Origin of the sequence: Pseudomonas parafulva NBRC 16636 = DSM 17004 (genome assembly GCF_000730645.1) — a bacterium.
In the GTDB taxonomy this organism is placed as follows: Bacteria; Pseudomonadota; Gammaproteobacteria; order Pseudomonadales; family Pseudomonadaceae; genus Aquipseudomonas; species Aquipseudomonas parafulva.
In genome coordinates, this window is the sequence record NZ_BBIU01000043.1 from 1 (window position 1) to 26,125 (window position 26,125).

Genomic DNA, 26,125 nt, shown 5'->3' on the forward strand with positions numbered 1-26,125 from the left:
GCTCCTACAGGATTACCGCAGCCTGCAGCTTTGTGCAGTACCTGTGGGAGCGGCTTTAGCCGCGAAGAGGCCGGAAGGCCTCACACAGCATTACGCGGTAACAGCAACCCCAGCGGCAGCCTTACCCGCGCCTCGATCCCACCACCGGACCGATTGCGCAGCTCCACATTCCCACCATGCTGCGCCGCGATCCGCTTGACGATCGCCAGCCCCAGCCCGGTGCCTTTGCCACCGCGCGCCCGGTCACCCCGAATGAACGGGTTGAAGATGGTCTCCAGCTCCGATTCGTCGATCCCCGCCCCGCGGTCCAATACGCTCAGCACCACATAGGGTGCGCTCTCGTCACCCGACACATAGGCGGCCACCTCGACCCCCTTGCCCGCATGGTGCAGGGCGTTGCCGATCAAGTTGCCCAGCATGCGCTTGAGCGAAACCCGGCGTACCGGGAACGGCGGAATGGGCTCCAGGCACAGACGCACCCGCTCCTGCGGCTGGTTGTACGGCGCCACCACCTCACGCACCAGCGCGCCCAGGTCGATTTCTTCCAGGGGCTCATCGCGGCCGTCGCGGATGAACGCCAGGAACTGATCGAGAATGGCGTCCATGTCTTCGATGTCGCGGACCATGTCGTCACTCAGGTCGTTGTCGCTGTCGAGCAATGACAGCGACAAACGCAAGCGTGTCAGCGGCGTGCGCAGGTCGTGGGAAACCCCGGCCAGCATCAACTCACGCTCGCGCCCGGCCTGCTCCACGTCCTCTGCCATCTGGTTGAACGCCTTGTACACCTCGGCCATTTCGCTGGGGGTGTCGCTGATGGGCAAACGCACACTGCGCCCCTGCCCCAGCTGGCGGGCGGCGAACACCAGGCGCTTGAGCGGCTGGTTGAGCTGGCGCACGAAAATCCAGGCCGACGCCGTGGACAACAGGCCGATGGCCAGGAACCAGCCCAATACGTTCCAGATTTTCTGGCCGCGCAGCGGGTGTGGGTACAGCGGTACCTTCAACCAGCCAGGCCCCAGGCTGGGGGCGTTGACCCACAGCGCCGGTGGCGCATGAATGCGCAAACGCACCTCGGTGTCTTCGCCCAGCTCGGCCTGCATCTGCCGCTGGTAGATTTCGCTGTACGGCCAGTGCTGCTCGCCTTCGGGCACGCCCGAGCCGGTCACCCGGATAAGGCCTGCCGCTTCGGCGATCTGGTCGCGGTTTTCTTCATCCGCCGCCCAGTAGGCGCGCAGGGTCAATGCCACGCCGTGGCTGTACTGCCGGTCGACCAGCACATCCTCGTTCATCAACAGGTAGACCAAGGTGAGTGCCTTGGAAAACAGGACGACGATCAGGACCAGCCACAGCGTGCGGGCGAAGAAGCTTTGCGGAAACCACAGAGGGGTTTTCATTCAGTGGCTGACATCATTTGCCGGCATTGCCATCCGGTACGAATACATAGCCCACGCCCCAGACCGTCTGGATGTAACGGGGCTTGGACGGGTCGGGCTCGATCATGCGGCGCAGGCGCGAGATCTGCACGTCGATGGAACGTTCAAGCGCATCCCACTCGCGGCCACGGGCCAGGTTCATCAGCTTGTCGCGGGTCAGCGGCTCGCGGGCGTGCATCACCAGCGCCTTGAGCACGGCGAATTCGCCGGTGGTGAGCATGTGCACTTCGTTGCCGCGCTTGAGCTCGCGGGTGGCCAGCGACAGCTCGTAGTCACCGAAGGTGACCGACTCGTCTTCGCTACCCGGCGCACCCGGCACGGTAGGCGCCTGGCGGCGCAGCACGGCCTTGACCCGCGCCATCAGCTCGTCGGGGTTGAACGGCTTGCCCAGGTAATCGTCTGCCCCCAGCTCCAGCCCCTTGATGCGGCTGAGTTCGTCACCCTTGGCGGTGAGCATGATGATGGGGATCTGGTTATTCTGCTGGCGCAGGCGCCGGCAGGCGGACAAGCCATCCTCGCCAGGCAGCATGAGGTCGAGCACCACCAGGTTGAACACCTCGCGTTGCAGCAGGCGGTCCATCTGTTCGGTGTTCGGCACCGCACGGGCGCGGTAGCCCTTGCTGGTGAAGAAACGTTCCAGCAGGCTGCTGAGCCCCGGATCGTCATCGACGATAAGAATCTTTTCACCTTCAGCGGTGTTTGGCGTGCCGGTCATGAATAACTCCTCTGGTATCGCCGCGCATTATGGCGTAGCCGTTGTAGCGCGTGCCGTGAGCATTGTTAGCAGATTTTTCCCCGGGCGCCAGTTCCCGCTGGCGGCGGGCCATCACCGCAAGCCGTTTGCGATGGGTATAATGCGCCGCTTTCATCCAGCGCCGCCGGGCGAAAAGCTCACCGGCGACCCGTATTCAAGAATGTCAGGTGGTTTACATGGACAGCATCAACAGCCGTATCGCCGAGGAACTGGGCGTGCGCCCCCAGCAGGTCGAGGCGGCCGTGGGCCTGTTGGACGAAGGCTCTACCGTGCCCTTCATCGCCCGTTACCGTAAAGAGGTGACCGGCAGCCTGGACGACACCCAGCTGCGCCACCTGGAAGAGCGCCTGCGCTACCTGCGCGAACTCGACGAGCGCCGTGCCAGCATTCTTGGCAGCATCGAGGAGCAGGGCAAGCTGACCCCGGAGCTGGCCCGCGAGATCAAGCTGGCCGACACCAAGACCCGCCTTGAAGACCTGTACCTGCCGTACAAGCAGAAGCGCCGCACCAAGGGCCAGATCGCCCTGGAAGCCGGCCTGGGCGAGCTGGCCGACAGCCTGTTCAACGACCCGACGCTGGTGCCGGAAGACCAGGCCGCCCGTTTTGTCAGTGCCGACAAGGGTGTGGCCGACACCAAGGCCGCGCTGGAAGGCGCCAAGTACATCCTCATGGAGCGTTTTGCCGAAGACGCCGCGCTGCTCGACAAGCTGCGCAGCTTCCTCAAGCACGAGGCCGTACTCACGGCCCGCGTAGTACCCGGCAAGGAAGAGGAAGGCGCCAAGTTCCGCGACTACTTCGCCCATGACGAACTGCTGCGCAACGCCCCCTCGCACCGTGCCCTGGCCATTTTCCGCGGCCGCAACGAAGGCGTGCTCAGCGCCTCGCTCAAGGTTGGCGAAGAACTGCCAGGCACCCTGCACCCGTGCGAGCTGATGATTGGCGAACACGTGGGTATCGAGAACCGCAGCCGCCCGGCAGACAAGTGGCTGGGCGAGGTGGTGCGCTGGACCTGGAAGGTCAAGCTGTACACCCACCTGGAAACCGACCTGTTCGGCGAGCTGCGCGATAACGCCGAAGGCGAGGCCATCAATGTCTTCGCCCACAACCTGCACGACCTGCTGCTGGCCGCACCGGCCGGCCCACGCGCCACCCTGGGCTTCGACCCGGGCCTGCGCACCGGCTGCAAGCTGGCCGTGGTGGATGCCACCGGCAAGCTGCTGGACTACGCCACCGTCTACCCGCACGCGCCGAAGAACGACTGGGACCGCACCCTGTCTGTCATGGCCGCCCTGTGCGCCAAGCACTCGGTCGAGCTGGTCGCCATCGGCAACGGCACCGCCAGCCGCGAGAGCGACAAGCTGGTGGCCGACCTGGTCAAGCAGTACCCGGCACTGAAGATCACCAAGGTGATGGTGTCCGAGGCCGGTGCTTCGGTGTACTCGGCGTCGGAACTGGCCGCGCGGGAATTCCCGGACCTGGACGTGTCGATCCGTGGCGCTGTCTCCATCGCCCGCCGCCTGCAGGACCCGTTGGCCGAACTGGTCAAAATCGACCCTAAATCCATCGGTGTCGGCCAGTACCAGCATGATGTGTCCCAACTCAAGCTGGCCCGTGGCCTGGACGCCGTGGTCGAGGACTGCGTGAACGCCGTGGGCGTGGATGTGAATACCGCTTCGGTGGCCCTGCTGACGCGCATTTCCGGCCTGAACGCCACACTGGCGCAAAACATCGTTGCCCACCGTGATGCCAACGGCCCGTTCGCGACCCGCGCGGCGCTTAAAAAGGTCAGCCGCCTGGGTGAGAAAACCTTCGAACAGGCCGCAGGCTTCCTGCGCGTAATGAACGGCGACAACCCGCTGGACGCCTCTGCCGTGCACCCGGAGGCCTACCCGCTGGTGCAACGTATCGCCGCCGGCACCGACCGTGACATCCGCTCGCTGATCGGTGACAGCAGCTTCCTCAAGCGCCTGGACCCGAAGAAATTCACCGACGAAACCTTCGGCCTGCCGACCGTCACCGACATTCTGCAAGAGCTCGACAAACCCGGCCGCGACCCGCGCCCCGAGTTCAAGACCGCCACCTTCCAGGATGGCGTCGAAGACCTCAAGGACCTGGAGCCGGGCATGATCCTGGAAGGCGTGGTGACCAACGTCACCAACTTCGGCGCGTTCGTCGACATCGGCGTGCACCAGGACGGCTTGGTACATATTTCGGCACTGTCGGAAAAGTTCGTCAAAGACCCTCGCGAAGCGGTCAAGGCGGGCGACGTGGTCAAGGTCAAGGTCATGGAGGTGGATATCCCGCGCAAACGCGTCGGCCTGTCCATGCGCATGGGCGACACCCCGGGCGAAAAGGTTGAAGGTGGCCGAGGCAACGGCGGCAACCGTGGCAATGGCGGCAACCGCCAGCAGCAGGCCCCGCGCCAGCGCGAAACGGCAACCGCTGCCCCGGCCAACAACGCCATGGCGGCGCTGTTCGCCAACGCCAAGCAGTTGAAGAAGAAGTGATGGACGTCCCGCGCGAGTATGTCGAAAGCGCCTTCAGCCAGCTGCTGGGCTGCCGCCTGCGACACCTGGAAGCGGGTGTTGCCGAAGTGGCCCTGGCGCTGGAGCCACACTTGCGCAACCGTGGCCAGAAGCTGCACGGCGGGGCGATTTTCAGCCTGGTGGACATCGCCATGGGCCTGGCCTGCTCGGCCAGCCATGGCTTTGACCAGCAGAGCGTCACCCTGGAATGCAAGATCAACTACCTGCGGGCCGTCAGCGAGGGCGAGGTGCTCTGCATCGCCCGTGTGCTGCATGCCGGGCGGCGCACCCTGGTGGTCGACGCCGACGTAGTCCAGGGCGACAAGCGGGTGGCGAAGGCGCAAGGAACCTTCGTCGTCATCTAGCTCACAAAGCAGTATCTGCGGTATTTTCCAGCAGTGCGCTGGCACTGCTGGGGCCGTGTAAACCAGGCGACAACGCCAGTTCCTTTCTTCCTACCCTTGTAGACCGTTATCTCTACCCCCATATTGGGGCGACTGACGCGTGAAGGAATACATCTTGAGCGAACTCCTCAACCGCCGCCTGAGCCTGCTCGGCGCAAATCTTCCCCTGCTCAAGCAGTGCCTGCACGGTATTGAGCGCGAATGCCTGCGCGTGACCGACCAAGGTCGCCTGGCCCAGACCCCGCACCCGGAGGCGCTGGGCTCGGCCCTCACCAACGAGCGGATCACCACCGATTATTCCGAGTCGTTGCTGGAGTTCATCACCCCGGCACTGCCCGACCCCGCCGAAGTCCTGGAAAACCTCGAGCAAACCCACCGCTTCGTCTACAGCAAACTGGGCGAAGAGTACTTGTGGAGCCCGTCGATGCCGTGCTCGCTGCCGGCCGAGGAAGACATCCCGATCGCCGAATACGGCACCTCCAACATCGGCAGGCTCAAGCACGTGTACCGCAAGGGCCTGGCCCTGCGCTACGGGCGCACCATGCAGTGCATTGCCGGTATCCACTACAACTTCTCGCTGCCCGAGGCGCTGTGGCCGCTGTTGCGCGATGCCGAAGGCAGCGGTGAAAGCGAGCGCGACTATCAGTCGTCGGCCTACATCGCGCTGATTCGCAATTTCCGCCGTTACAGCTGGCTGCTGATGTACCTGTTCGGCGCCTCCCCGGCCCTGGACAAAGGCTTCTTGCGCGGCCGCCCGCACCAGCTCGAAGAACTGGATGCCGATACCCTGTACCTGCCCTACGCCACCAGCCTGCGCATGAGCGACCTGGGTTACCAGAGCAATGCCCAGGCGGGCCTCACGCCTTGCTACAACAACCTGGCCAGCTACACCGACAGCCTGCGCAAGGCAGTGGGCACCCCCTACCCGCCGTATGTGGAAGTCGGTACCCACGTGGACGGCGAGTGGGTGCAGTTGAACACCAACATTCTGCAGATCGAGAACGAGTACTACTCGAACATTCGCCCAAAACGCGTCACCTATACCGGCGAGCGCCCGATCCAGGCGCTCGCCTCGCGTGGCGTGCAGTACGTAGAAGTACGCTGCCTGGACATCAACCCGTTCCTGCCGGTGGGCATCGACATCAGCGAAGCACGCTTCCTCGACGCCTTCCTGCTGTTCTGCGCGCTGGATGACAGCCCGCAGCTGGGCAACAGCGAATGCACCCAGTGCACCAGCAACTTCCTGAAAGTGGTCAAGGAAGGCCGTCGCCCAGGGCTGGAACTGCAGCACAATGGCCAGCCGGTCAGCCTGGCTACCTGGGCCAGCGAACTGATCGAGCAGATTCGCCCACTGGCCGACCTGCTGGACCAGGCGCACGGTGGCGACGACCATGCCAAGGCCCTTGACGCCCAGCAAGCCAAGGTCGAAGACCCGGCCCTCACCCCGTCTGCCCAGGTGCTTGCGCGCATGACCGAGCATGACGAAAGCTTCGTGGCGTTTTCCTTGCGGCAAAGCCGCATCCACGCCGAAACCCTGCGCGAGCAGCCGCTACCGGCCGAGCGCCAGCAGGCCTTCGAAACCCTGGCCCGCGACTCGCTGGCAGAGCAATCCCGCCTCGAGCAGCAAGAGGTGGGTGACTTCGACCTGTTCGTGGGTGCCTACCAGGCGAGCATCCTGGCGATCAGCAACTGATGAGCCGCAGCAGCACCCCACGCAGGCCCCGCGCCAGCAGCCAGGCCCGGATCGAAGCGATCCTGGCTGCGGCGCGCGAGCTACTGGCAGGCGAAGGGGTTGCTGCACTCTCGATCTACAGCGTGGCGGAACGTGCGCACATTCCGCCTTCGTCGGTGTATCACTTCTTCGCCAGCGTGCCGGCATTGCTCGAAGCGCTTACCGCCGATGTGCACCGGGCATTTCGCGAAGCCCTGAGTGCGCCTATCGACAGCAGCGCATTCACCACCTGGCACCAGCTGTCGCGGCTGATCGAACAGCGCATGCTGGGCATCTACCACCAGGATGCCGCGGCCCGTCAGTTGATTCTGGCCCAGCATGGGCTCAGTGAAGTCGTGCAGGCCGACCGCCAGCACGACATGGAGCTGGGCGAACTGATGCACCGCCTGTTCGACCGGCACTTCCAGTTGCCGAGCCTGCCAGACGATGTAGAGGTGTTCGCCCTGGCCATGGAGCTGAGCGACCGGGTGTATGCCCGGTCGATGCAGTTGTACGACCAGATCACCCCACGCATGGCCGAAGAAGGCATGCGTGTGTTCGAAGCCTACATGTCCCTCTACCTGCCGCCGTTCCTGCCACCGCGCAAGGCGAGCTGAGCACATACATCTACCACCGGCTGAACCGTCGCGATGCTTTCAATGGGTGCACCACATGCCACCCCATAGGGACCATCGCCCATGCCCACCTCCTCCGCCCAGCCGGGCCTCATCAAGACGCTCCCCGCCTCGGCCCTGAACGCCGTACCCGAACACCTGGCCGGCAAAAGCAACGTGCTCACCGCTGCACAGCCGGCCCTGGCCGACTGCACCAAACAGCTGCGAGACCTGTTCGCTCAGGCGCCCAGCCTGCGCCAGACCTTGCTCGACACACTGCAGGCTCAATTGGGGATAGACCCAACCCACTGCGGGCTGTGTGATAGCGCCAACCAGACCACTTTGCTTTCATTCGCAGCCCGCCTGCTGGCGAACCCGGCGTTCGCCAGCCCGTTCGCCAGCTGGACAACGTGGGGCTTTGCAGAAGGCAGTGATCACGCCCAGATGACCGCCGCTGACTGGGTACGTTACCTGGGGCCGCTGGCAAGCACCGCCAGGCTGCGGGCCACCCGCAGTTACTGGGCTGCCCGCATGCCGGGTACTGCCGTTTCACGGCAAAGCCATGCAAGCACCCTGCTGCGCGAGCATTTCGAGCACAGCCTGGACATTGCCTACGGGCTGGGAAACCTGGCAACCAGTGCCTGGCTCACTGCAAGGCAAGCCACCCCACGCTTCGCTCAACTGCAATGGCAACCCGCTGGCGCGGCAACGCTGAGCAGTGTTGCGGCGATGGTTGTAGAGCCTGAACCCGAAACAACCGGCTGGCTGCTGTACATTCCCGGGCTCACAACCTGCACTGTGCTGTTCAATGATCTGCAGCGCCTGCGTACCTGGGTATTCGAGAACCGCCACACCTTCTGGCCGGACCCGCGATGGCCCATCACCCTGGGCAGCAGCGACGATGTGCTCATCACGCCGCTGCACGGCGACGGTTTCAGCGCACTGATGGCAGAAACCCTGGCGCAGCACCAGCGCCTTTCCGACCACCACCTGCTGCAGGCGTGCCAGACCAGTGCCACGGATCCACTGGACTGGACAGCCCTGCAAGCCTGGGAGAACCAGCGAAACGCCATCGTGGCAGAGGCTTTGCCCCAGGACCTGGCGGCACGGATCGCCCAGGTATGCGCCGACGACGCCGCCATGGCCACGCAAGAGGTGCATTTCGCCTGCCTTGAGGAACACCTGCCCATCAGTTGGCGCCAGCAGCGTGTCGAACAGCAGGAGGCGCTGCTGGAGGGATACCTGGCAGGCGACACCGCGCCGACCTCGGCCAAAGTGACACAGCTGCGCGAACAACAGGCGGCGCAGGACCTGGTGAAAACCACGCTGGATACCTACCTGCTCGCCCTGCCAGAGCCCGTGAGCAGCGCCGTGCTGCACCAGCAGGCCGGCGACAAGACCAGGCGCACGCAGATTGCAGAGGGGCTATGCCAGGCGTTGCTGGCCGAAGCGCGGCTGCAGCACACGCTGGGCGAGCTGACGGGTGCCCACCTTGGCTGGGTGGAGCACCTTGTCAACAGGCCGGAGCCAAGCCTGCAAAGGCCGGTACAGGTGCGTGCGCTGGCAGTGATCAGCGCCGGCCACCGCTGGGTATTGAGCGGTTACGTCACAGTACGTGAACTGCCCGCTGAGCCCGCCCAGAAGCAGGACCCTACGCTGCTGCTGTACCGCCCAGGCCAACGTGGCGGGCTGCTGGCGTTCGCTGACGAACCGGCACTTGAACGCAGCCTGCTGGCTACCCTGGACGGCGCATGGCCCGATGCGCTGCTGGAGGCCGCCCACGCCAGCGATGGCGTGCCGCTGCACCTTATGCTGAGCAACGCGCCCACCTTCGTATTCGAGCATCCGCCCGTCGATGGGCACTTCATGCTGCAATGCGTTGACGCCATCGCTGCCTCCCTGCCCGCTGACACTTCACGCGAACAGGCGCGTCAGCGGCTGTGCATCAGTGAACATCGCGCTAGGTCGACCGCCTTTGCACGGTTCGCCGAGAAAAACCGCAGCAGCCACTTTCAGCACAACCTGCCCCGATTGAGCCATCTCGATGCCCAGCAGATCGCCGCAGTGGCTGCCCAGATCGAAACACTGCAAGCGTCACTGCGCACTTCTACTGGCCTGCTCACGTCGAGCCTGCCACCACGCGATCAATTTACCCGGCAACTGCTGAGGGACCATTTGCGCACTGCATTCGGTGTGCAGGATGCCGGGCAGATCACCCTCGACATCGCTGACAGTGTCACCCTGAACAAAGAGGTCACCGGCCAATCGGCCGCCGGTGGTGCGGGGGCGCGGGACGTACCCGTGTTCAGCACGGCGCGCAGTGATGTGCCACTCGAGGCCTTCATCATGGTGGCACTGGATGAACAGCGCCGCCTGCGCCTGGGCAATGCCACGGTAAAGTTCGAACCTGCGAACCCTTATCTGGCAGAGCGGCTTACGCCAGCGCGCATTGCCATGCTGATTGCCGAACTGGATGCCGCTGGGCGCTTCGAAACACACATCGCCCAAGCCTACCTGGGCTTCGAATATGAAACGCCCTGGCAGGTGGCCTGGCGCCAGGAAACCCTGCGTGCGCCTTACGAGCACCGCCTGAAGCTGCTGTCGCTAAGTCGCCCCACCGGCTTGGATGCCAGCGGCCAGCAAATGCTGGAAACGCTCTACCGCGAACAGGTGACTACAGGCACAGACAGAACCCTCGCCTACCACTCGCTGGAGTTGAAGCCAGGTGTGGCGGCCGACGGTTCGAGCAGCAGTGTCGCGCTGGCCGGCATTGCGCTGGTGCAAGGCACGGCAGGCCCGGTGCTGCTCTACATGCCGGAGGCTCCCAACGGCAAGGCCATCAGCCAGTACCCAGACAGCAGTGCGGCATGCGAAGCGCTGCAGACCATGGCCTTGGACAGCGCCATGGCTCGCTACCTGGCCGAGCAAACCTTGACCGGCAACCCGGATGAGCATGAGCAGTACATCGATGCCGCGCTGCAGGCAGGCTTCAACGGTTTCATCGGCGTGGGCATCGCGCTTGCGCCGAGCCTGCCAACCTACGAGTCCCGCCAGGGCATGGGTGCGCTTATACGCCATCATCGCGCCACCTCTCGCAGCCAGGCCGACCTGGCCCTCGCTGCGCCGCAGGTATTTGACCGTTACTTCTTCATGGGGCTGCGGCTGGTACTCGGTATATTGCCCGGCGCGGGTACCGGCCTTGCGCTCTACGACGGCTGGCAGGCGGCTACTGCTGCGGCCACCGCTTTCGAACAAGGCAACCTGGAAGACGGCCTGACGCACCTCGTCAGCCTGCTGCAGTCAATCAGCGACGCAGTGCTGACCATGGCGCCGCTGGTTGTAGCCACTGGCAAGCCTGCCATGACGGCGCGGCTACTGACCCAGCAACGCCAGCGCCTGCACCCCCTGCGCCCGGTGAGCGGAACACCCCTCCCGCCCCTCGGCGCCTTCAGCGGCTACGAAACCGACCTGCCCAGCGGCCCGATGGTGCGCTGCAGCCTTCCCCAGGGCGCCGGGGTATTCGAGCACACGGCTACCCAGCAAACCTACATCACCCGCAACACGGCCTGGTACGCGGTCGAATGGGATGCCGCTCACCTGACCTGGCGGCTCAAACCCCAGGGCATACGCAGCTATCGTCAGCCTGTGCGGCTCAGCGAGCGAGGGGTCTGGGAAACGCCTGGCCGCCTCAGTGGCCTATTGGTGGACAGCGGCCTGCGCGGGGGCGGCGGTGCACTTACCTCGCTGTACAACCGTGGCGTCGCCTACTGGCGCATGGCGATGCGCGCCCAACCCAGGCGCCTTACCGGCCTGGAACTGGCCCACGACATCAATGACGAGCTCATCCGCAGCCGGCCCCGCCTGGCGCAGAAGCAGGCGGCCTACCGCGCAGCGGTGGAGGCTGTGGGCGAAGGCAGGCAGCCCACCGAGGGGCAACGGGCTGCCTACGTCAATGCACGTACGCAACTGGCCGAAGAGCTTCAGGGCAACATGGCGTTCAACGAGCAGGCCGTGGCGCGCCTGCGGGAGCAACGTGCCACGCTGGCTCGGGCAGACTACGTACGCTTCAAGGCCCTGTGCGAAGAAAACATTCTTGAGATGGCGGTGCTGGACATGCACCTGGTGTCAGACCGCTTCACCCTCGCCACCCAGCAGGTCAAGCTGGCATTCAGCGCCATTCAGGCACTGCCTGGGTCTACCACACACACCTCGGTCGCCAAGCGCCTGACCCAGAATTCCCTGGCGGCAAGCAAGGAGATGGTACAGACGCTGGTGGAGGCGGAGCGCCTGGCCGCCAGCCACCAAGTACGGCTTAACACCTTGCAAGGCAATACCCTGAGCAGCTACATGGCCCGCGTGCAGCAGACCGGCCTGGTACTGGACCTGACCAACACCCGCCTGGTCAGGGCGTCGATCCTGTCGATGATTCTGTTCAAGGCGAGCGCGGTGGAGCACCCGCGCATGGGTGCCTTCATGACCCATTTCCATGAACAGGGGGTTGCCCTGCGCAGCACCCTGTACAGCCAGGTACAGCTGCCGCAAGCGCGCCTCAGCCGGGCCCAGGAACGCACGTTCCTCAGCCACGCCAGAAGCCGCTACGGGCGCTACCTGAACCACCTGACTGCCTGGGAGGACAACTTCACGGACTTGCTGGCGCCGGCAGAAACCTCGTCGTTTCGCCACCTCATGCGGGCAATGATCGACGAGATCGACGCCAACCTCGCCAGGGCCAGCTTGCCCCGCCCTTCTACCGGCCAGCCCCCGCGAGGCGCGAGCCGCCCGCGCCTGTTCGAGACGGTTGAGGGCCCGTTTATCGGTAACGCGTTCGTCGAGCGCGGCCAGACGCGCATGCGCATCAACCAGCCCAATTCCGAGCAGGCGCACACCGTTTACGTCAAAAGTGAAACAGGCCAATGGCAACAAATAGCAGACGAGCCCTGGATGCCCACGCAACCCCTCGCCTCGCTGCTGGAAACCGCGAGCGCCCGCCTGAATGCCATCGATCAGCAACGGGCCAGGCTGCACCAGTACCAGAAACCGCAAACCCTCCCGGTAGACCTGGAAGACATCGCCGAAGGCCACGCCCAGCAGTTGCGATTTCTGGGCGAGAGCATCCGGCGCAAGGCGGGTACTGCGTTCACCGCCAGCCACCTGGGGTTAACCCAGCAGCTGGAAACCGCTGCAGCAGAGATGCATGCACTGGGTCGGCAACTGCGCATAGCCCAGAGCAAGGCAAGCAGCAAGCCGACAGTGGCTTACCTGGAATACCTGGTGGAGCAGCAGGAGGTGGAGCTTGGCTGGTCGCGCACGCTGAACCCGAAACGGGACCGCAAAGGCAACCCGGTGGAATACCTGGAGGAATACCGCATAGTGGACCGCACCAGCGGGCAGCCGCTGTGGTATGCGCACTTCCACTTCCGGCACAAACCGGCAAGCGGCTTCACCCGCCTGGAAGCAGGCCACCTGAAACTGGCCAGCGAACGGGACCTGGGGGAAGGGGCCTGGCGCGCGGCCATGACTGAGGCCCAGGCCAACAAACTGTTCGGCAGCCTGCGCCCGGCTGGCTGACAAATGCCGCATCACCCGGGCTGCCTGACAGCCCGGGTGCCGTTTGGCTTACAGCTTGGCGATGGACACTTCGGTGGATTTCACGAAGGCGATCACTTCGCTGCCAACCTGCAGTTCCAACTCACGCACCGAGCGGGTAGTAATCACCGAGGTGACGATACCCGAGGCAGTCTGCACATCGATTTCCGACAGTACCGGGCCTTCCAGGATTTCTTTCACAGTGCCTTTGAACTGGTTACGAACGTTGATGGCTTTGATGGTCATGGGGTAATTCCTTCTATGGGCTTCAGTGGGTTCAGAGCGCCCAGCGCAGTTGCGTGGGCAAAGGGGCTACAGGGTCAGGTTCGGGGGCTGTGCCCGGCGCCGACAGAACACGTTGCAAGACCTCGCTTTCCAGCGCGGCCAGGCGATGGGAGCCACGTGCACGGGGCCGTGGCAGGTCGACGGTGAGGTCCAGGCCTACCTCGCCTTCTTCGATCAGAATCACCCGGTCGGCCACGGCGACTGCCTCGCTCACGTCATGCGTCACCAGCAGCACCGTGAAGCCATGCTGGCGCCACAGGCGCTCGATCAGTTGCTGCATCTCGATGCGGGTCAGGGCATCCAGCGCGCCGAGCGGCTCATCGAGCAACAGCAGGCGCGGCTGGTGGATAAGCGCACGGGCCAGGGCCACGCGCTGCTTCTGCCCACCGGACAGCGCCGCAGGCCATTCATGGGCGCGGTCGGCCAGGCCCACCGCCTCCAGTGCCTGCAGGGCGCGGGGCTGCCAGTCGCCCTTCAGGCCCAGGCCAACGTTGTCGATGACCTTTTTCCACGGCAACAGGCGGGCGTCCTGGAACATCAAGCGGGTTTCTTCGCGGGCCTCTTCCAGCGGTGCGGCACCGGCCAGCAGCTGCCCGGCAGTGGGCTGGTCGAGCCCGGCCAGCAAACGCAGCAGCGTGCTTTTACCGCAGCCGCTGCGCCCGACGATGGCGACAAACTGGCCGGCCGGGATGTGCAGGTCGATGCCCTTCAATACTTCGCGCGGGCCAAACGCCTTGCGCAGGCCGCTGGAGGCCAGCGGGATACCGCGCAGCAGGCGTTGTGGCGAGTCGTTCAAAATGGTCATGCGGCCTCCTTCCTTGCCACCTGGTAAGCCGGGTGCCAGCGCAGCCACACACGCTCCAGGCCACGGGCGGCCAGGTCGGCGAGCTTGCCGAGCACGGCGTAGAGGACGATGGCCAGCACCACCACATCGGTTTGCAGGAACTCACGGGCGTTCATGGCCAGGTAGCCGATGCCTGCATTGGCCGAAATGGTTTCGGCAACGATCAGGGTCAGCCACATGAAGCCCAGGGCAAAGCGCACGCCCACCAGAATCGAAGGCAGTGCGCCCGGCAGAATCACCTGGCGGAACAGGCCGAAACCAGACAAACCATAGCTGCGGGCCATTTCGACCAGCGCCGGGTCGACGTTGCGGATGCCGTGGTAGGTGTTCAGGTAGATAGGGAACAGCGTGCCCAGCGCTACCAGAAAAATCTTGGCCGATTCATCGATACCGAACCACAGGATGACCAGCGGGATCAGCGCCAGGTGCGGCACGTTGCGGATCATCTGCACCGAGCTGTCGAGCAGGCGTTCGCCCCAGTTCGACAGGCCGGTGATGAAGCCCAGCACCAGCCCGATGCTGCCACCGATGACGAAGCCCAGCCCGGCGCGCCAGCCGCTGATTGCCAGGTGGGTCCAGATTTCCCCGCTGCGCACCAGCTCTACGCCGGCACTGAGCACGGCACTGGGCGCAGGCAATATGCGGGTAGACAGCCAGCCTGCACTGACGGCCAGCTGCCAGGCGGCCAGCAGCAGCACCGGCAGCGCCCATGGTGCCAGGCGCTGGGTCAGGGTGTTGGAAGTTGCACGGCTCATGACGGCCCCTCAGCTCTGCGCGACGGATTTAGGCAGGATGTCGTTGGCCACCATCTCGCCGAAGGGGCTGACGTAACCGCCTGCCGTGGCCTGTTCCGGGCGTTGCACGTCCAGGTGCGGGAACAGCAGTTCGGCAACACGGTAAGACTCTTCCAGGTGCGGGTAGCCAGAGAAGATGAAGGTGTCGATGCCCAAGGCTGCATATTCCTTGACCCGCGCCGCCACCGTCGGGCCGTCGCCCACCAGCGCTGTGCCGGCCCCGCCGCGTACCAGGCCAACGCCCGCCCACAGGTTGGGGCTGACCTCCAGCTTGTCGCGGCTGCCGTTGTGCAGTGCGGCCATGCGCTGCTGCCCCACGGAGTCGAAGCGGGCCAGCGAGGCCTGGGCGCGGGCGATGGTGTCGTCATCCAGGTGGGAAATAAGCTTTTCGGCTGCGGCCCAGGCTTCTGCGTTGGTTTCCCGCACGATCACGTGCAGGCGGATGCCAAAGCGCACCTCGCGGCCCTGCTCGGCCGCCTTGGCGCGCACCTGGGCGATCTTTTCGGCAACGGCGCTGGGTGGCTCACCCCAGGTCAGGTACAGCTCCACCTGCTCCGCCGCCAGGTCCTGGGCAGCTTCGGACGAGCCGCCGAAGTACAGCGGTGGGCGCGGCTGCTGGATAGGGGGGTAGAGCAGCTTGGCGCCCTTTACCTGGATGTGCTTGCCGTCGTAGTCCACCACCTCGCCTTCCAGCACCTTGCGCCAGATGCGGGTGAACTCCACCGACGCCTCGTAGCGCTCCTGATGGTTGAGATGCAGGCCATCACCGGCCAGTTCGTCCGGGTCGCCGCCGGTCACCAGGTTGAAAAGGGCGCGGCCGTTGGACAGCCGGTCGAGGGTGGCAGCCTGGCGGGCTGCCACGGTGGGCGAGATGATGCCGGGGCGCAGGGCCACCAGAAACTTCAGACGCTGGGTGACCGGAATCAACGATGCCGCCACCAGCCAGGAGTCCTCGCAGGACCGCCCGGTAGGGATCAGTACACCGCCAAAACCAAGGCGGTCTGCCGCCTGGGCAATCTGTTGCAGGTAACCGTGGTCGACCGCACGGGCACCATCGGAGGTACCCAGGTACTTGCCGTCACCGTGGGTGGGCAAAAACCAGAAAATATTGAGGCTCATTGGAGTTGTCTCCTGAAAGGTGACTCAGCCGAGGCGGTGCCCCGGCGCAGGCGAAAGAATCAAGGCGCGGTGGCGACCTTGGCCGGGGGCGTCCAGATCACGTCCTTGATGCTCAGCGGCTTGGGTATCAGCTTGAGCCCCTGGAAGGTGTCAGCGATCTTTTGCTGAGCGTTCACAACGTCGGGCGTCAGCGGCTCTGCACCAAAGCCCTGCCGCTTCATGGAGGTCAGCGTAATGTCGGCGGGCAGGCCGAGCAGCGGGGCAACCTGGTCGGTGACCTGCTGCGGGTTGGCCTCGGCCCATTCACCAACAGCACGCACCTCTTCGATCAGGGCGTTGATCACTGCTGGGTGCGCGGTGGCGTACTTGCGGGAGGCCAGGTAGAACTGGTGGTTGTCGACCAACCCCTTGCCGTCACGCAGCGTACGGGCTTGCAGTTGCTGCTCGGCGGCAGCCTGGTACGGGTCCCAGATCACCCAGGCGTCGACACTGCCGCGCTCGAACGCGGCACGGGCATCAGCGGGCGGCAGGTACACAGGCTGAATGTCGGTGTACTTGAGGCCGGCATCTTCCAGGGCGCGAACCAGCAGGTAATGCACGTTGGAGCCTTTGTTGAGCGCGACCTTCTTGCCCTTGAGTTCTTTTACGGACTGAATCGACGAGCCCTTGGGCACCAGAATGGCTTCGCTGTGCGGCGCAGGGGGCTCGTAGGCCACGTACAGCAAGTCGGCGCCTGCTGCCTGGGCAAACACAGGCGGGGTTTCGCCGGTAACCCCAAAGTCGACCGAACCGACGTTCAGCCCTTCAAGCAGCTGGGGGCCGCCGGGGAATTCTGTCCACTGCACCTGAATGCCCTGATCAGCCAGGCGCTTTTCCAGCGTGCCTTTGGCCTTGAGCAGCACCAGGGTGCCGTATTTCTGATAGCCGATGCGCAGGCTTTCGGCCTGGGCTTGGGTAATGGCGCCGAAGGACACAGCCGCCGCAAACAGGGCGACCAGACCGCGACGCAAGAAGACTGTGCGCATGGCGCTCTCCTGTGCGATGGGTTCGGGTTGCACCTGCTTGCCTCGTTGACGGGCGAGTAAGGTGGTAAAGCGGTGTAGCCGGTCAGATGCTCCAGCGAGCGCTGATCAGGCGTTCATTGAGTACGCCGGGCGCCACGGGGCGCGGCCGGCGGGCCAGCGCCACATGGAAGGTTTCCAGCGAGTCCAGCAGGCGGCCTTCCAGTGCCGGGGCCAGCACGGCGGGCTTGTTGCCTTCGCCGTAGGCTATCTGGCTGTCGTCGGCGAAGATCCCGTGCAGGGTCTCTTGCGCCTTGAGTGCTGACAGCACCGGTTTCAATGCGTAGTCCACGGCCAGCATGTGGGCGATGCTGCCGCCCGTGGCGATGGGCAACACGATCTTGTGTTCCAGCGCACGCTCAGGCAGCAGGTCGAGCAGTGTCTTGAGGGCCCCGGCAAACGATGCCTTGTACACCGGGGTAGCCACGATCAGGCCATCGGCCTGGGCCACCAGCTGTTGGAAGTGCTGCACCTGCGGGCTGTCAAAGCGCGCATGCAGCAGGTCTTCTGCGGGGAAGTCACGTACCTGGAAGCTCACCACTTCCACGCCCTGGCCCTGCAGCCACTGGCGCGAGCGCTCGAGCAGCACGCCGGAGCGTGAACGGGTACTGGGGCTACCACCGATTGAGACGACCAGCATTGGAAGGCTTCCTTGTGTTCTTTTGAAACGACAGTAACAGCTTCTTTATATATCTATAAATCATATTTATTTATTTGTTTATTCCTTTTTAATCTTATCAATGCAGGCGGCTCCTCTGCGGGCAGGCAAATTCCTTCAGGCATAAAAAAAGGCCGTCGAGACGGCCTGAAACCCTGCTTGGCTAAGCGCGATGCAACAACGAATCCACTAACGATTTGGCTGGGGGGTCAACCGCAGGTACGGTTTCACGGCGCGGTACCCTTTGGGGAAGCGCTGCTTGATTTCTTCCTCGTCCTTGAGCGAGGGCACGATCACCACATCATCGCCGTCCTGCCAGTTCCCTGGCGTGGCCACCTTGTGGGTGTCGGTGAGTTGCAGCGAGTCGATCACCCGCAGAATCTCGTTGAAGTTGCGCCCGGTACTGGCCGGGTAGGTAATGGTCAGGCGCACCTTTTTGTTCGGGTCGATCACGAACAGCGAACGCACCGTGAGGGTATCGCTGGCGTTCGGGTGGATCAGGTCGTACAGGTCGGACACCTTGCGGTCGGCGTCAGCGATGATCGGGAAATTGACCACGGTGTTCTGGGTTTCGTTGATGTCGTCGATCCAGCGGTGGTGCGAGTCCACCGGGTCTACCGACAGGGCAATGGCCTTGACCCCACGCTTGGCGAATTCGTCCTTCAGCTTGGCGGTCAGCCCCAGCTCGGTAGTGCACACCGGGGTGAAGTCGGCGGGGTGGGAGAACAGCACACCCCAGCTGTTGCCCAGCCACTGGTGAAATTGGATTTTGCCTTCGCTGGAATCCTGTTCGAAATCGGGGGCGATATCGCCGAGTTTGAGGCTCATGGGCTGCAACTCCTGTGCTGGCGCCGTGGGTATGGGTTCAATGTGCCTGCATTCGAATAAAAACAAAAAGAATAAATAACGATTTATTTATAATTTTTTAGCCTATTGAATTGCAGGTACAAAAAAGCCTCGCACACGGCGAGGCTTTCTACTGGCGCTACGGCTTACAGGAAGTTGTAAGTGTAGTTGAAGATCAGACGGGTCTGGTCCTGGTCAGCCAGCGAGCTGGTGCCGGTGCCACGGTATACGCCGTGACGCAGGCTGGCGCCCAGGCCCTTGAAGGTGCCTTCCTGGATCACGTAGTCGACGCGAGCGTCACGCTCCCATTCGCTGAAGGTGCCGTTGCCGTTGGCGTTCTTGCCGTCTTCGCCTTTGAGGTAGGAGACCGACGCCTTCAGGCCCGGTACGCCCAGGCGCGCGAAGTCATACGAGTACTGACCGAAGGTGGTGTTTTCACCCGCCTTGGCGAACTGGTTGATCATGCTGTCGGTGAACAGGTAGAAGCTTGCACCGCCGGCGCCTTCCAGCGAGGAGCGCGAGCCGTCCTTGCGGACGCTGCCCTGGTTCAGCCATACGAAGCCACCGTCGTCGTTGACGCGCTGGTGACCGACCATGAGCGAGTGGCCACCCAGGGTATAGGTGAACATCGCGGACCAGGTCTTGTTGTCGACTTCGCCCGGCGTTCTGGCAAAGCCGCCGTTGTTGTTGAAGGTGTAGCCCGAATCGCCGTTGCGGCCGTCGCTGCTGCTGTTGAAATAGCGCAGGTCGGTCTTGAAGGACTGGTCGTCAGCGATCTTGAAGACGTGGGTAGCACCCAGGAAGTGCTGCTTGTAGAAGTCTTCCAGGTTCGAGTAGTAGTACTGCAGGGTCAGGTCTGGCGTGAGCTTGTAGTCCAGGCCGCCGTAGCGGAACTTGTTGCTGTCACGGAAGGCGCCGTTGACCGACAGGCCGGTACGGTTGCTCGAAGCACGGCCCATGGCGTGGGTCAGCTGGCCTGCGTTGATGGTCAGGTTGTCGATTTCCTTCGACTGGATGGTGCCACCCTCGAAGGTCTGCGGCAGCAGACGGCCATCGTTGGACACCAGGATCGGCAGGTTTGGCGCCAGGGCGCTACCGTAGTGAACCTCGGTCTTGGAGAAGCGTGCCTTGGCGTTACCGCCTACGCGCGCCCACTGGCTGGCAGAAGAGCCGTCGGAGTCGCTAGGGAAGAAGCTGCTGTTATCCGGGTGCTTGCCGCGGCCACCGTCCAGGTGGATACCCCACAGGGCCTGTACGTCAACACCGAAGCCAACGGTACCCTCGGTGAAACCGGACAGGTAGTCGAGCTTGAAGCCCTGACCCGACTCACGGTTGTCTGCGCCACCGTCACGGTTGTCGTTGTTGAAGTACATGGTGCGCGAGCTGAGCGACAGTTTGCTGTCGTCTACGAAACCGGCAGCGCCTGCTTGTTGGGCGATAACCCCCAGTGCCACGGCGATGGCCAGGCTGGACTTGTACATGTTTTGCTCCTCTACGTTCTAATTTTTGTGTATCGCTGGCGGCGGGGTCTGTGCCCTGCTCACCGTGGATTGGCGATTTAGTCCCAAAGCGTGACCATTTAGTCAATCGTTTCTAAACATTTCGCGACTTTGGTCTAAGGCGCCACCTGGGCTACAGGATAATGACAATCCTATAAATCCAAAATGACTGTTTTGTGAAACCTTAAGATTTTTACGGAATATGGTGTGAACCTTTACTGCGTTTTGTTGTAGGTCACATCAGGGGAATAACCATAGGTTATTTCCAGGCAGTTGGCGCGCATTTGCTGAAAAAGATCACCCGGCTGCACCAACCGCCTAAGTTAATGCTTAAAAGTTATTTATTTCGCCTTTCTTAGATCATTTAGCCTTCTCGTCACAGCCTCCCTGCCGACGAGAACGCCCAATGAATCCGCATACTCCACTGCGCCTGCTTACCGCCCTCACCCTCGCCGGCGCCAGCTGGCTGGCACAGGCCGCCGACCTGACCATCGCCTACCAGACCACGGTCGACCCCGCCAAAGTGGCCCAGGTTGACGGCGACTACGAAAAAGCCAGCAAGGCCAGCATTGACTGGCGCAAATTCGATAACGGGGCCGATGTGATCACTGCGGTGGCCAGCGGCGACGTACAGATCGGCTACCTGGGCTCAAGCCCGCTGGCAGCTGCCGCCACGCGCAAGCTGCCCATCGAGACATTCCTGATCGCCACGCAGATCGGCGCCGGTGAAGCCCTGGTCGCCCGCGACAACATCAAGACCCCGCAAGACCTGATAGGCAAGAAGGTGGCGGTGCCGTTTGTTTCCACGGGGCATTACAGCCTGCTGGCAGCGCTGAAAGGCTGGAACATCGACCCTGCCAAGGTGCAGATCCTCAACCTGGCACCACCGGCCATCATTGCCGCCTGGAAGCGTGGCGATATCGATGCCACCTATGTGTGGGACCCCGCCCTGGGTGTGGCCAAGGAAACCGGCAAGGTGCTGATCACCTCTGGCGAACTGGCCAAGCACGGCGCCCCGACCTTCGACGCCTGGATTGTGCGCAAGGACTACGCCACCAAACACCCTGAAGTGGTCAAGGCCTTCGCCAAGGTCACGCTGGATGCCTACGCCGCCTACCGCCACGACCCCAAAACCTGGCTGGCCAACCCTGACAACGTGGCCAAGCTGGCCAAGCTGTCGGGTGCCAAGCCCAGCGACATCCCGGTACTGCTGCAAGGCAACGTCTACCCCCTGGCCGCTGACCAGGCCAAGGCGCTGGGCGCCCCGACCATCCAGGCGCTGACCGACACGGCCACCTTCCTCAAGCAGCAGGGCAAGGTCGACGCCGTACTGCCGGACTACGCGCCCTACGTCAGCGCCCAGTACCTGCCCAACTGAACCCGTAGATAACCACGGAGCCTGCCATGGCCTTGCTCGAACTGGAGCACATCAGTGCACAGTACCCCGGCGCCACCGCCCCTGTACTGGCCGACATCAACCTCAGCCTGGGGCCGCGCCAACTGCTGGTGGCCCTTGGGCCCTCCGGCAGCGGCAAGACGTCGCTGCTGAACCTGATCGCCGGCTTCGTCAGCCCCAGTAGCGGCCGCATCACCCTCGACGGTGTGCCGGTCGCAGGGCCCGGAGCGGAACGCGGCGTGGTGTTCCAGGACGACGCCCTGCTGCCCTGGCAGAACGTGCTGGCCAATGTTGCCTTCGGCCTGGAGCTGGCCGGTGTGCCACGTGCGCAGCGGCAAGCCAAGGCAAGGGAGATGCTGGCGCTGGTGGACCTGCACGGCTTTGCCGAGCGCAGCATATGGCAGCTCTCCGGCGGCCAGAAACAGCGGGTTGGCCTGGCCAGGGCACTGGCAGCCGACCCACGGGTGCTGCTGATGGACGAGCCGTTCGGCGCCCTGGATGCCTTCACCCGCGAGCAGATGCAGGAGCTGTTGCTGCAAGTGTGGCAACGCACTGCCAAACCCGTGTTCCTGATTACCCACGACATCGAAGAAGCCGTATTCCTGGCCAGCGACCTGATACTGCTGGCGCCCAACCCGGGGCGGGTGGTCGAGCGCCTGCAACTGGACTTTGGCCAGCGCTATGCAGCCGGCGAACCCGCCCGTGCCATCAAGTCTGACCCGGCCTTCATCGAAACCCGCGAACACGTGCTGGCGCGGGTGTTTTCCCAGCGCCAGGCCCTGAAGGAGCACGCATGAACATCCTGGACCTGCTGGCAGACGGCGAACACGACGCGTCGGCGCAGCCCGCCCTGCGTGCACGCCGCCCCCTGCCCACCCGCTGGATCAGCGCCCTGACACTGGGCAGCCTGCTGCTGGCCTGGTGGCTGGTAACCGCTGCTGGTTGGGTAGAGCCGCTGTTTCTGCCCTCGCCGGCGGATATTCTGAACCGGGCCTGGAGCCTGCTGACCCAGGGCTACATGGACGCCAGCCTGTGGCAGCACCTGGCCGCCAGCCTCGGGCGTATCGGCTTCGCGCTGCTGGCTGCCACCCTGACAGCCATCCCGGTGGGTATCGCCATCGGCTACAACCGCGTGGCGCGCGGCATCCTCGACCCACTCATCGAGTTCTACCGGCCTATCCCGCCGCTGGCCTACCTGCCACTGATCGTGATCTGGTGCGGCATCGGTGAAGCCTCGAAAGTACTGCTGATCTACCTGGCCATTTTTGCCCCGATCGCCATCGCCACCGCCACCGGCGTACGCACCGTCGACCCGGCCAGGTTACGTGCCGCGCAGTCGTTGGGTGCCAGCAAGGCCCAGCTGGTTCGTCACGTAATCCTGCCCAGCGCGCTGCCCGACATCCTCACCGGCATACGCATCGGCCTGGGCGTGGGCTGGTCCACCCTGGTGGCCGCCGAGCTGATCGCAGCCACCAGCGGCCTGGGCTTCATAGTGCAGTCTGCCGCGCAGTTTCTGGTCACGGATGTGGTGGTACTGGGCATCCTGCTGATCGCGCTGATCGCCTTCGCGCTGGAAATGAGCCTGCGCGCCCTGCAACGCAAGCTGGTGCCCTGGCACGGGCAAGCCCACTGACCACGCCGGCACACTGGCGCCTGATTGAGAGACCGACATGAGCCTGACCATCACCCCCCTCAGCCCGGCACTGGGCGCACAGATCAGTGGCGTGGACATCAGCCGCGACATCACCGCCCAAGAGCGCGATGCCATTGAGCAGGCGCTGCTCCGGCACCAGGTGTTGTTCCTGCGCGACCAGCCCATCAACCCGCAGCAGCAGGCACGCTTTGCCGCGCTGTTCGGCGACCTGCACATTCACCCGATCTACCCCAATGTGCCGCAGACACCGCAGGTGCTGGTGCTGGATACGGCCGTGACCGATGTGCGGGACAATGCGGTGTGGCACACCGACGTGACCTTTTTGCCTACCCCGGCACTTGGCGCCGTGCTCAGCGCCAAGCAGCTGCCGGCCTACGGTGGCGACACCTTGTGGGCCAGCGGCATTGCGGCGCTGGGGGGTTTGTCGGCGCCGCTGCGGGCGATGCTGGAGGGGCTTACGGCCACCCACGACTTCACCAAGTCGTTCCCGCTGGCGCGTTTTGGGACCACGCCAGAAGACCTGGCGCGCTGGGAGGCCACGCGGCGCAACAACCCGCCGCTGTCGCACCCGGTAGTGCGTACCCACCCGGTAAGCGGGCGCAAGGCGTTGTTCGTCAACGAGGGGTTTACCACGCGTATCAATGAGCTGAGCGAACTGGAAAGCGATGCCCTGTTGCGGCTGTTGTTCGCCCATGCCACGCGGCCGGAATTCAGCATTCGCTGGCGCTGGCAGGAGAACGACGTGGCGTTCTGGGACAACCGCGTGACCCAGCACTTTGCCGTGGACGATTACCGGCCAAGCCGGCGGGTGATGCATCGGGCCACCATTTTGGGGGATGCACCCTTCTGATCGGGGCATCGCCGCGGCCTGTCGTGGCGACGGGCCGCGGTGATGCCTGCAGGGCAGCCTCTAGCGCACCAGATGCAGGAACTGCATGTGCCGTTCGTACTGGTCGAGGATGTCGTTGATGATCTGCTCCTTGCTGTAGCCCACCAGGTCGTAGTCCTGGCTGCCTTCGCTCAGGTGCACTTCCGCCCGGTAGTAGCGGCGGTTCTTCAAGTCCTGCGCGCCCAGCCCACCCAGGGCGAACGATGGCGTGAAGTAGCCACGCATCTGCACCTGGTAGATGAACGGCTGCTCTTCGCCATGGCCCACCTTAAGGCTGACGTTGTCGTGGCTGGGGTCGTCCTGGGTAATCAGCACAAGGCCCTTCTGCTCGAACACTTCACGTACATCGGCAATGGCCGGGCGCACCACGTCATCCATGAAGCGGTACACCTCATCGCGTGACGGGAAGTGCACCGCCTGGTTCAGGCGCTGCCGCCAGCCGCCACGGCCACGCCGGGACTGGGCAAAGGGTGCCAGGGAGTGCAGCTGTGCGATCCGCCGCTGCGACTCCATGTAGAACGCCTTGTGCAGCCCCCACATCATGCACAGCAGAATCAGCGAGAACGGCAACGACGTCAGCACCACCGCCGACTTCAGCGAATCGATGCTGCCGGCGAACAGCAAGGCGCTGGTGACCAGCGCCGTCATGGCGCCCCAGAAGATGCGCAGCCAGTTGGGGCCGTCTTCGTCGGTACTGCCGCCCGTGGCAGACAGGGTGGACAGCACCACGGTGCCGGAGTCGGCCGAAGTGACGAAGAACACGAAGCTGATGAACACCGTCATGGCGATCACCGCTTTGCTCCAGGGGTAGGTTTCCAGCAGCAGGTACAGGCTCATGGACGGGTTGTCCAACGCTGCCTGGCCCAGTGCCGTCATGCCATGGTTGATCACCTGGTCCAGTGCGCTGTTGCCGAAGATCGACATCCACGCCAGGGTGAAGCCGAGCGGAATCAGCAGCACGCCGAACACGAACTCGCGGATGGTGCGCCCACGGGAAATACGGGCAATGAACAGGCCCACGAAGGGTGCCCAGGCAATCCACCATGCCCAGTAGAACACCGTCCAGCCACCGAGCCAGTCGCGGTTCTCGCCGTAGGCATACACGTCGAAGCTTTTGCGTGGCAAGGCGCCCAGGTAGTCACCGAGGTTCTGGATCAAGGTGTTGAACAGGTGCTGGGTGGGCCCGGCGAACAGCACGAACAGCAACAGCGCGCAGGCCAGGAACAGGTTGATGTCGCTCATCACCCGCACGCCCTTCTCCACCCCTGCAACTGCCACTGCAACGGCAGCGCCCATCATCAGGGTGATCAGCACCACTTGTACCCACTGGCTGTGGCTGATGCCGAACAGGTAGTCCAGGCCGGCATTGAGGTGCAGCACCCCAAAGCCCATGTCGGCGCCCAGGCCGAAAACCGTGGCGATGATGCCGAAGCCGTCAACGGCGTAGCCGATAGGCCCGTTGATACGCTTGCCAATCAGCGGGTACAGCGCCGACCGCAACGCCAGCGGCAGGTTGTGGCGGTAGGCGAAATACGCCAGCGCCATGCCGACAAAGGCGAACACACCCCAGCCATGCAGGCCCCAGTGCAAGAACAGAATCTGCATGGCCTGGCGCCCGGCTTCGGCCGTGCCAGCCTCGCCCTGTGGCGGCTGCAGCATGTGGGTAAGGGGTTCGGACACGCAGAAGAAGAACAGCGTGATGCTGATGCCGGCGGCGAAGAGCATGCCGGCCCATGACAGGTAACTGAATTCGGGCTCGTCGTGGTCGGCACCGAGCTTGATCTTGCCGTAGCCAGACAAGGCGGTGACCACCACGAAGACCAGATACAGCGTCATCGCCAGCATGTAGTACCAGCCGACGGTGTTGGCAGCCCAGTTCTGCGCCGCCAGCAACCAGTCGCCTGCGGTTTGCGGGTTGGAGATGACCACCAGGCCAAAAATGAGGATGAAGCTTGCCGCAAAATAGAACACCGGGGGGTTCATGCGGACCTTGCTGTTGGCAAGTGAAGGGGTCGGCGCACTCATGGGGCATGCACCTCGTCGTAGGACGGAA

Annotated in this window: 20 protein-coding genes; 9 read left to right on the forward strand and 11 right to left on the reverse strand. The window is 63.8% G+C overall.

Annotated elements, in window-relative coordinates:
* Positions 1 to 80 precede the first annotated feature (80 nt).
* Together PPA02S_RS21415 and ompR are read right to left on the reverse strand one after the other, a co-directional pair.
* Positions 81 to 1,394: an ATP-binding protein gene (locus PPA02S_RS21415; protein WP_028635353.1), complete on the reverse strand. Its 1,314-nt coding sequence runs from the start codon at positions 1,392 to 1,394 to the stop codon at positions 81 to 83.
* Positions 1,395 to 1,407: 13 nt separating this feature from the next.
* The gene (ompR, locus tag PPA02S_RS21420; RefSeq protein WP_028635354.1) at positions 1,408 to 2,148 is read right to left on the reverse strand and encodes an osmolarity response regulator transcription factor OmpR; all 741 of its coding nucleotides are present in this window, start codon (positions 2,146 to 2,148) and stop codon (positions 1,408 to 1,410) included.
* Positions 2,149 to 2,363: 215 nt separating this feature from the next.
* On the opposite strand from ompR, the gene PPA02S_RS21425 reads away from it, so the two are divergent.
* From PPA02S_RS21425 to PPA02S_RS21445, 5 genes are all read left to right on the forward strand, one after another.
* Complete coding sequence (locus PPA02S_RS21425) at positions 2,364 to 4,694, forward strand: Tex family protein (protein ID WP_028635355.1); 2,331 nt, start codon at positions 2,364 to 2,366, stop codon at positions 4,692 to 4,694.
* Positions 4,694 to 5,077 carry a PaaI family thioesterase gene (locus PPA02S_RS21430; RefSeq protein WP_050577109.1) on the forward strand — a complete coding sequence of 128 codons (384 nt, stop codon included), beginning with the start codon at positions 4,694 to 4,696 and terminating at the stop codon, positions 5,075 to 5,077. The genes PPA02S_RS21425 and PPA02S_RS21430 overlap by 1 nt, the downstream gene beginning before the upstream one ends.
* A gap of 154 nt (positions 5,078 to 5,231) precedes the next feature.
* On the forward strand, positions 5,232 to 6,809 hold the full coding sequence (gshA, locus tag PPA02S_RS21435) for a glutamate--cysteine ligase (RefSeq protein ID WP_161629599.1): 1,578 nt from the start codon (positions 5,232 to 5,234) through the stop codon (positions 6,807 to 6,809).
* Entirely contained in the window at positions 6,809 to 7,444 is a 636-nt protein-coding gene (locus tag PPA02S_RS21440; protein WP_028635357.1) for a TetR/AcrR family transcriptional regulator, read from the forward strand. The genes gshA and PPA02S_RS21440 overlap by 1 nt, the downstream gene beginning before the upstream one ends.
* 81 nt (positions 7,445 to 7,525) lie before the next feature.
* Positions 7,526 to 13,009, forward strand: coding sequence for a hypothetical protein (locus tag PPA02S_RS21445; protein WP_028635358.1), 5,484 nt, complete (start codon positions 7,526 to 7,528; stop codon positions 13,007 to 13,009).
* A gap of 48 nt (positions 13,010 to 13,057) precedes the next feature.
* Here PPA02S_RS21445 and PPA02S_RS21450 read toward each other — a convergent pair whose 3' ends face one another.
* From PPA02S_RS21450 to PPA02S_RS21485, 8 genes are all read right to left on the reverse strand, one after another.
* The gene (locus PPA02S_RS21450) at positions 13,058 to 13,273 is read right to left on the reverse strand and encodes a TOBE domain-containing protein (protein WP_003255829.1); all 216 of its coding nucleotides are present in this window, start codon (positions 13,271 to 13,273) and stop codon (positions 13,058 to 13,060) included.
* A gap of 31 nt (positions 13,274 to 13,304) precedes the next feature.
* Positions 13,305 to 14,117 (reverse strand): aliphatic sulfonates ABC transporter ATP-binding protein, encoded by an 813-nt coding sequence (gene ssuB / locus PPA02S_RS21455; RefSeq protein WP_028635359.1) that lies wholly within the window; start codon positions 14,115 to 14,117, stop codon positions 13,305 to 13,307.
* Positions 14,114 to 14,911 (reverse strand): aliphatic sulfonate ABC transporter permease SsuC, encoded by a 798-nt coding sequence (gene ssuC / locus PPA02S_RS21460; RefSeq protein WP_028635360.1) that lies wholly within the window; start codon positions 14,909 to 14,911, stop codon positions 14,114 to 14,116. The genes ssuB and ssuC overlap by 4 nt, the downstream gene beginning before the upstream one ends.
* Positions 14,912 to 14,920: 9 nt before the next feature.
* Complete coding sequence (gene ssuD / locus PPA02S_RS21465; RefSeq protein ID WP_028635361.1) at positions 14,921 to 16,069, reverse strand: FMNH2-dependent alkanesulfonate monooxygenase; 1,149 nt, start codon at positions 16,067 to 16,069, stop codon at positions 14,921 to 14,923.
* Positions 16,070 to 16,128: 59 nt separating this feature from the next.
* Positions 16,129 to 17,094 (reverse strand): sulfonate ABC transporter substrate-binding protein, encoded by a 966-nt coding sequence (locus PPA02S_RS21470; RefSeq protein WP_028635362.1) that lies wholly within the window; start codon positions 17,092 to 17,094, stop codon positions 16,129 to 16,131.
* Between the two features lie 82 nt (positions 17,095 to 17,176).
* A complete protein-coding gene (gene ssuE, locus PPA02S_RS21475; RefSeq protein ID WP_028635363.1) occupies positions 17,177 to 17,770 on the reverse strand; it encodes an NADPH-dependent FMN reductase in 594 nt (197 codons plus the stop codon).
* A gap of 207 nt (positions 17,771 to 17,977) precedes the next feature.
* On the reverse strand, positions 17,978 to 18,616 hold the full coding sequence (locus tag PPA02S_RS21480; protein WP_028635364.1) for a peroxiredoxin: 639 nt from the start codon (positions 18,614 to 18,616) through the stop codon (positions 17,978 to 17,980).
* Between the two features lie 164 nt (positions 18,617 to 18,780).
* The gene (locus PPA02S_RS21485) at positions 18,781 to 20,115 is read right to left on the reverse strand and encodes an OprD family porin (RefSeq protein ID WP_028635365.1); all 1,335 of its coding nucleotides are present in this window, start codon (positions 20,113 to 20,115) and stop codon (positions 18,781 to 18,783) included.
* 424 nt (positions 20,116 to 20,539) lie between these two features.
* On the opposite strand from PPA02S_RS21485, the gene tauA reads away from it, so the two are divergent.
* Genes tauA through tauD form a run of 4 tightly spaced genes read left to right on the forward strand, consistent with a single transcriptional unit; the run spans position 20,540 to position 24,033 of the window.
* The gene (gene tauA, locus PPA02S_RS21490; protein ID WP_028635366.1) at positions 20,540 to 21,511 is read left to right on the forward strand and encodes a taurine ABC transporter substrate-binding protein; all 972 of its coding nucleotides are present in this window, start codon (positions 20,540 to 20,542) and stop codon (positions 21,509 to 21,511) included.
* A 26-nt stretch (positions 21,512 to 21,537) separates the two neighbouring features.
* Positions 21,538 to 22,326 (forward strand): taurine ABC transporter ATP-binding subunit, encoded by a 789-nt coding sequence (tauB, locus tag PPA02S_RS21495; protein ID WP_028635367.1) that lies wholly within the window; start codon positions 21,538 to 21,540, stop codon positions 22,324 to 22,326.
* Positions 22,323 to 23,162 carry a taurine ABC transporter permease TauC gene (tauC, locus tag PPA02S_RS21500; protein WP_028635368.1) on the forward strand — a complete coding sequence of 280 codons (840 nt, stop codon included), beginning with the start codon at positions 22,323 to 22,325 and terminating at the stop codon, positions 23,160 to 23,162. The genes tauB and tauC overlap by 4 nt, the downstream gene beginning before the upstream one ends.
* 37 nt (positions 23,163 to 23,199) lie before the next feature.
* Positions 23,200 to 24,033 (forward strand): taurine dioxygenase, encoded by an 834-nt coding sequence (tauD, locus tag PPA02S_RS21505; RefSeq protein ID WP_028635369.1) that lies wholly within the window; start codon positions 23,200 to 23,202, stop codon positions 24,031 to 24,033.
* A gap of 60 nt (positions 24,034 to 24,093) precedes the next feature.
* On the opposite strand, the gene betT is transcribed toward tauD, so the two are convergent.
* Complete coding sequence (gene betT, locus PPA02S_RS21510; protein ID WP_028635370.1) at positions 24,094 to 26,097, reverse strand: choline transporter BetT; 2,004 nt, start codon at positions 26,095 to 26,097, stop codon at positions 24,094 to 24,096.
* Positions 26,098 to 26,125 lie beyond the last annotated feature (28 nt).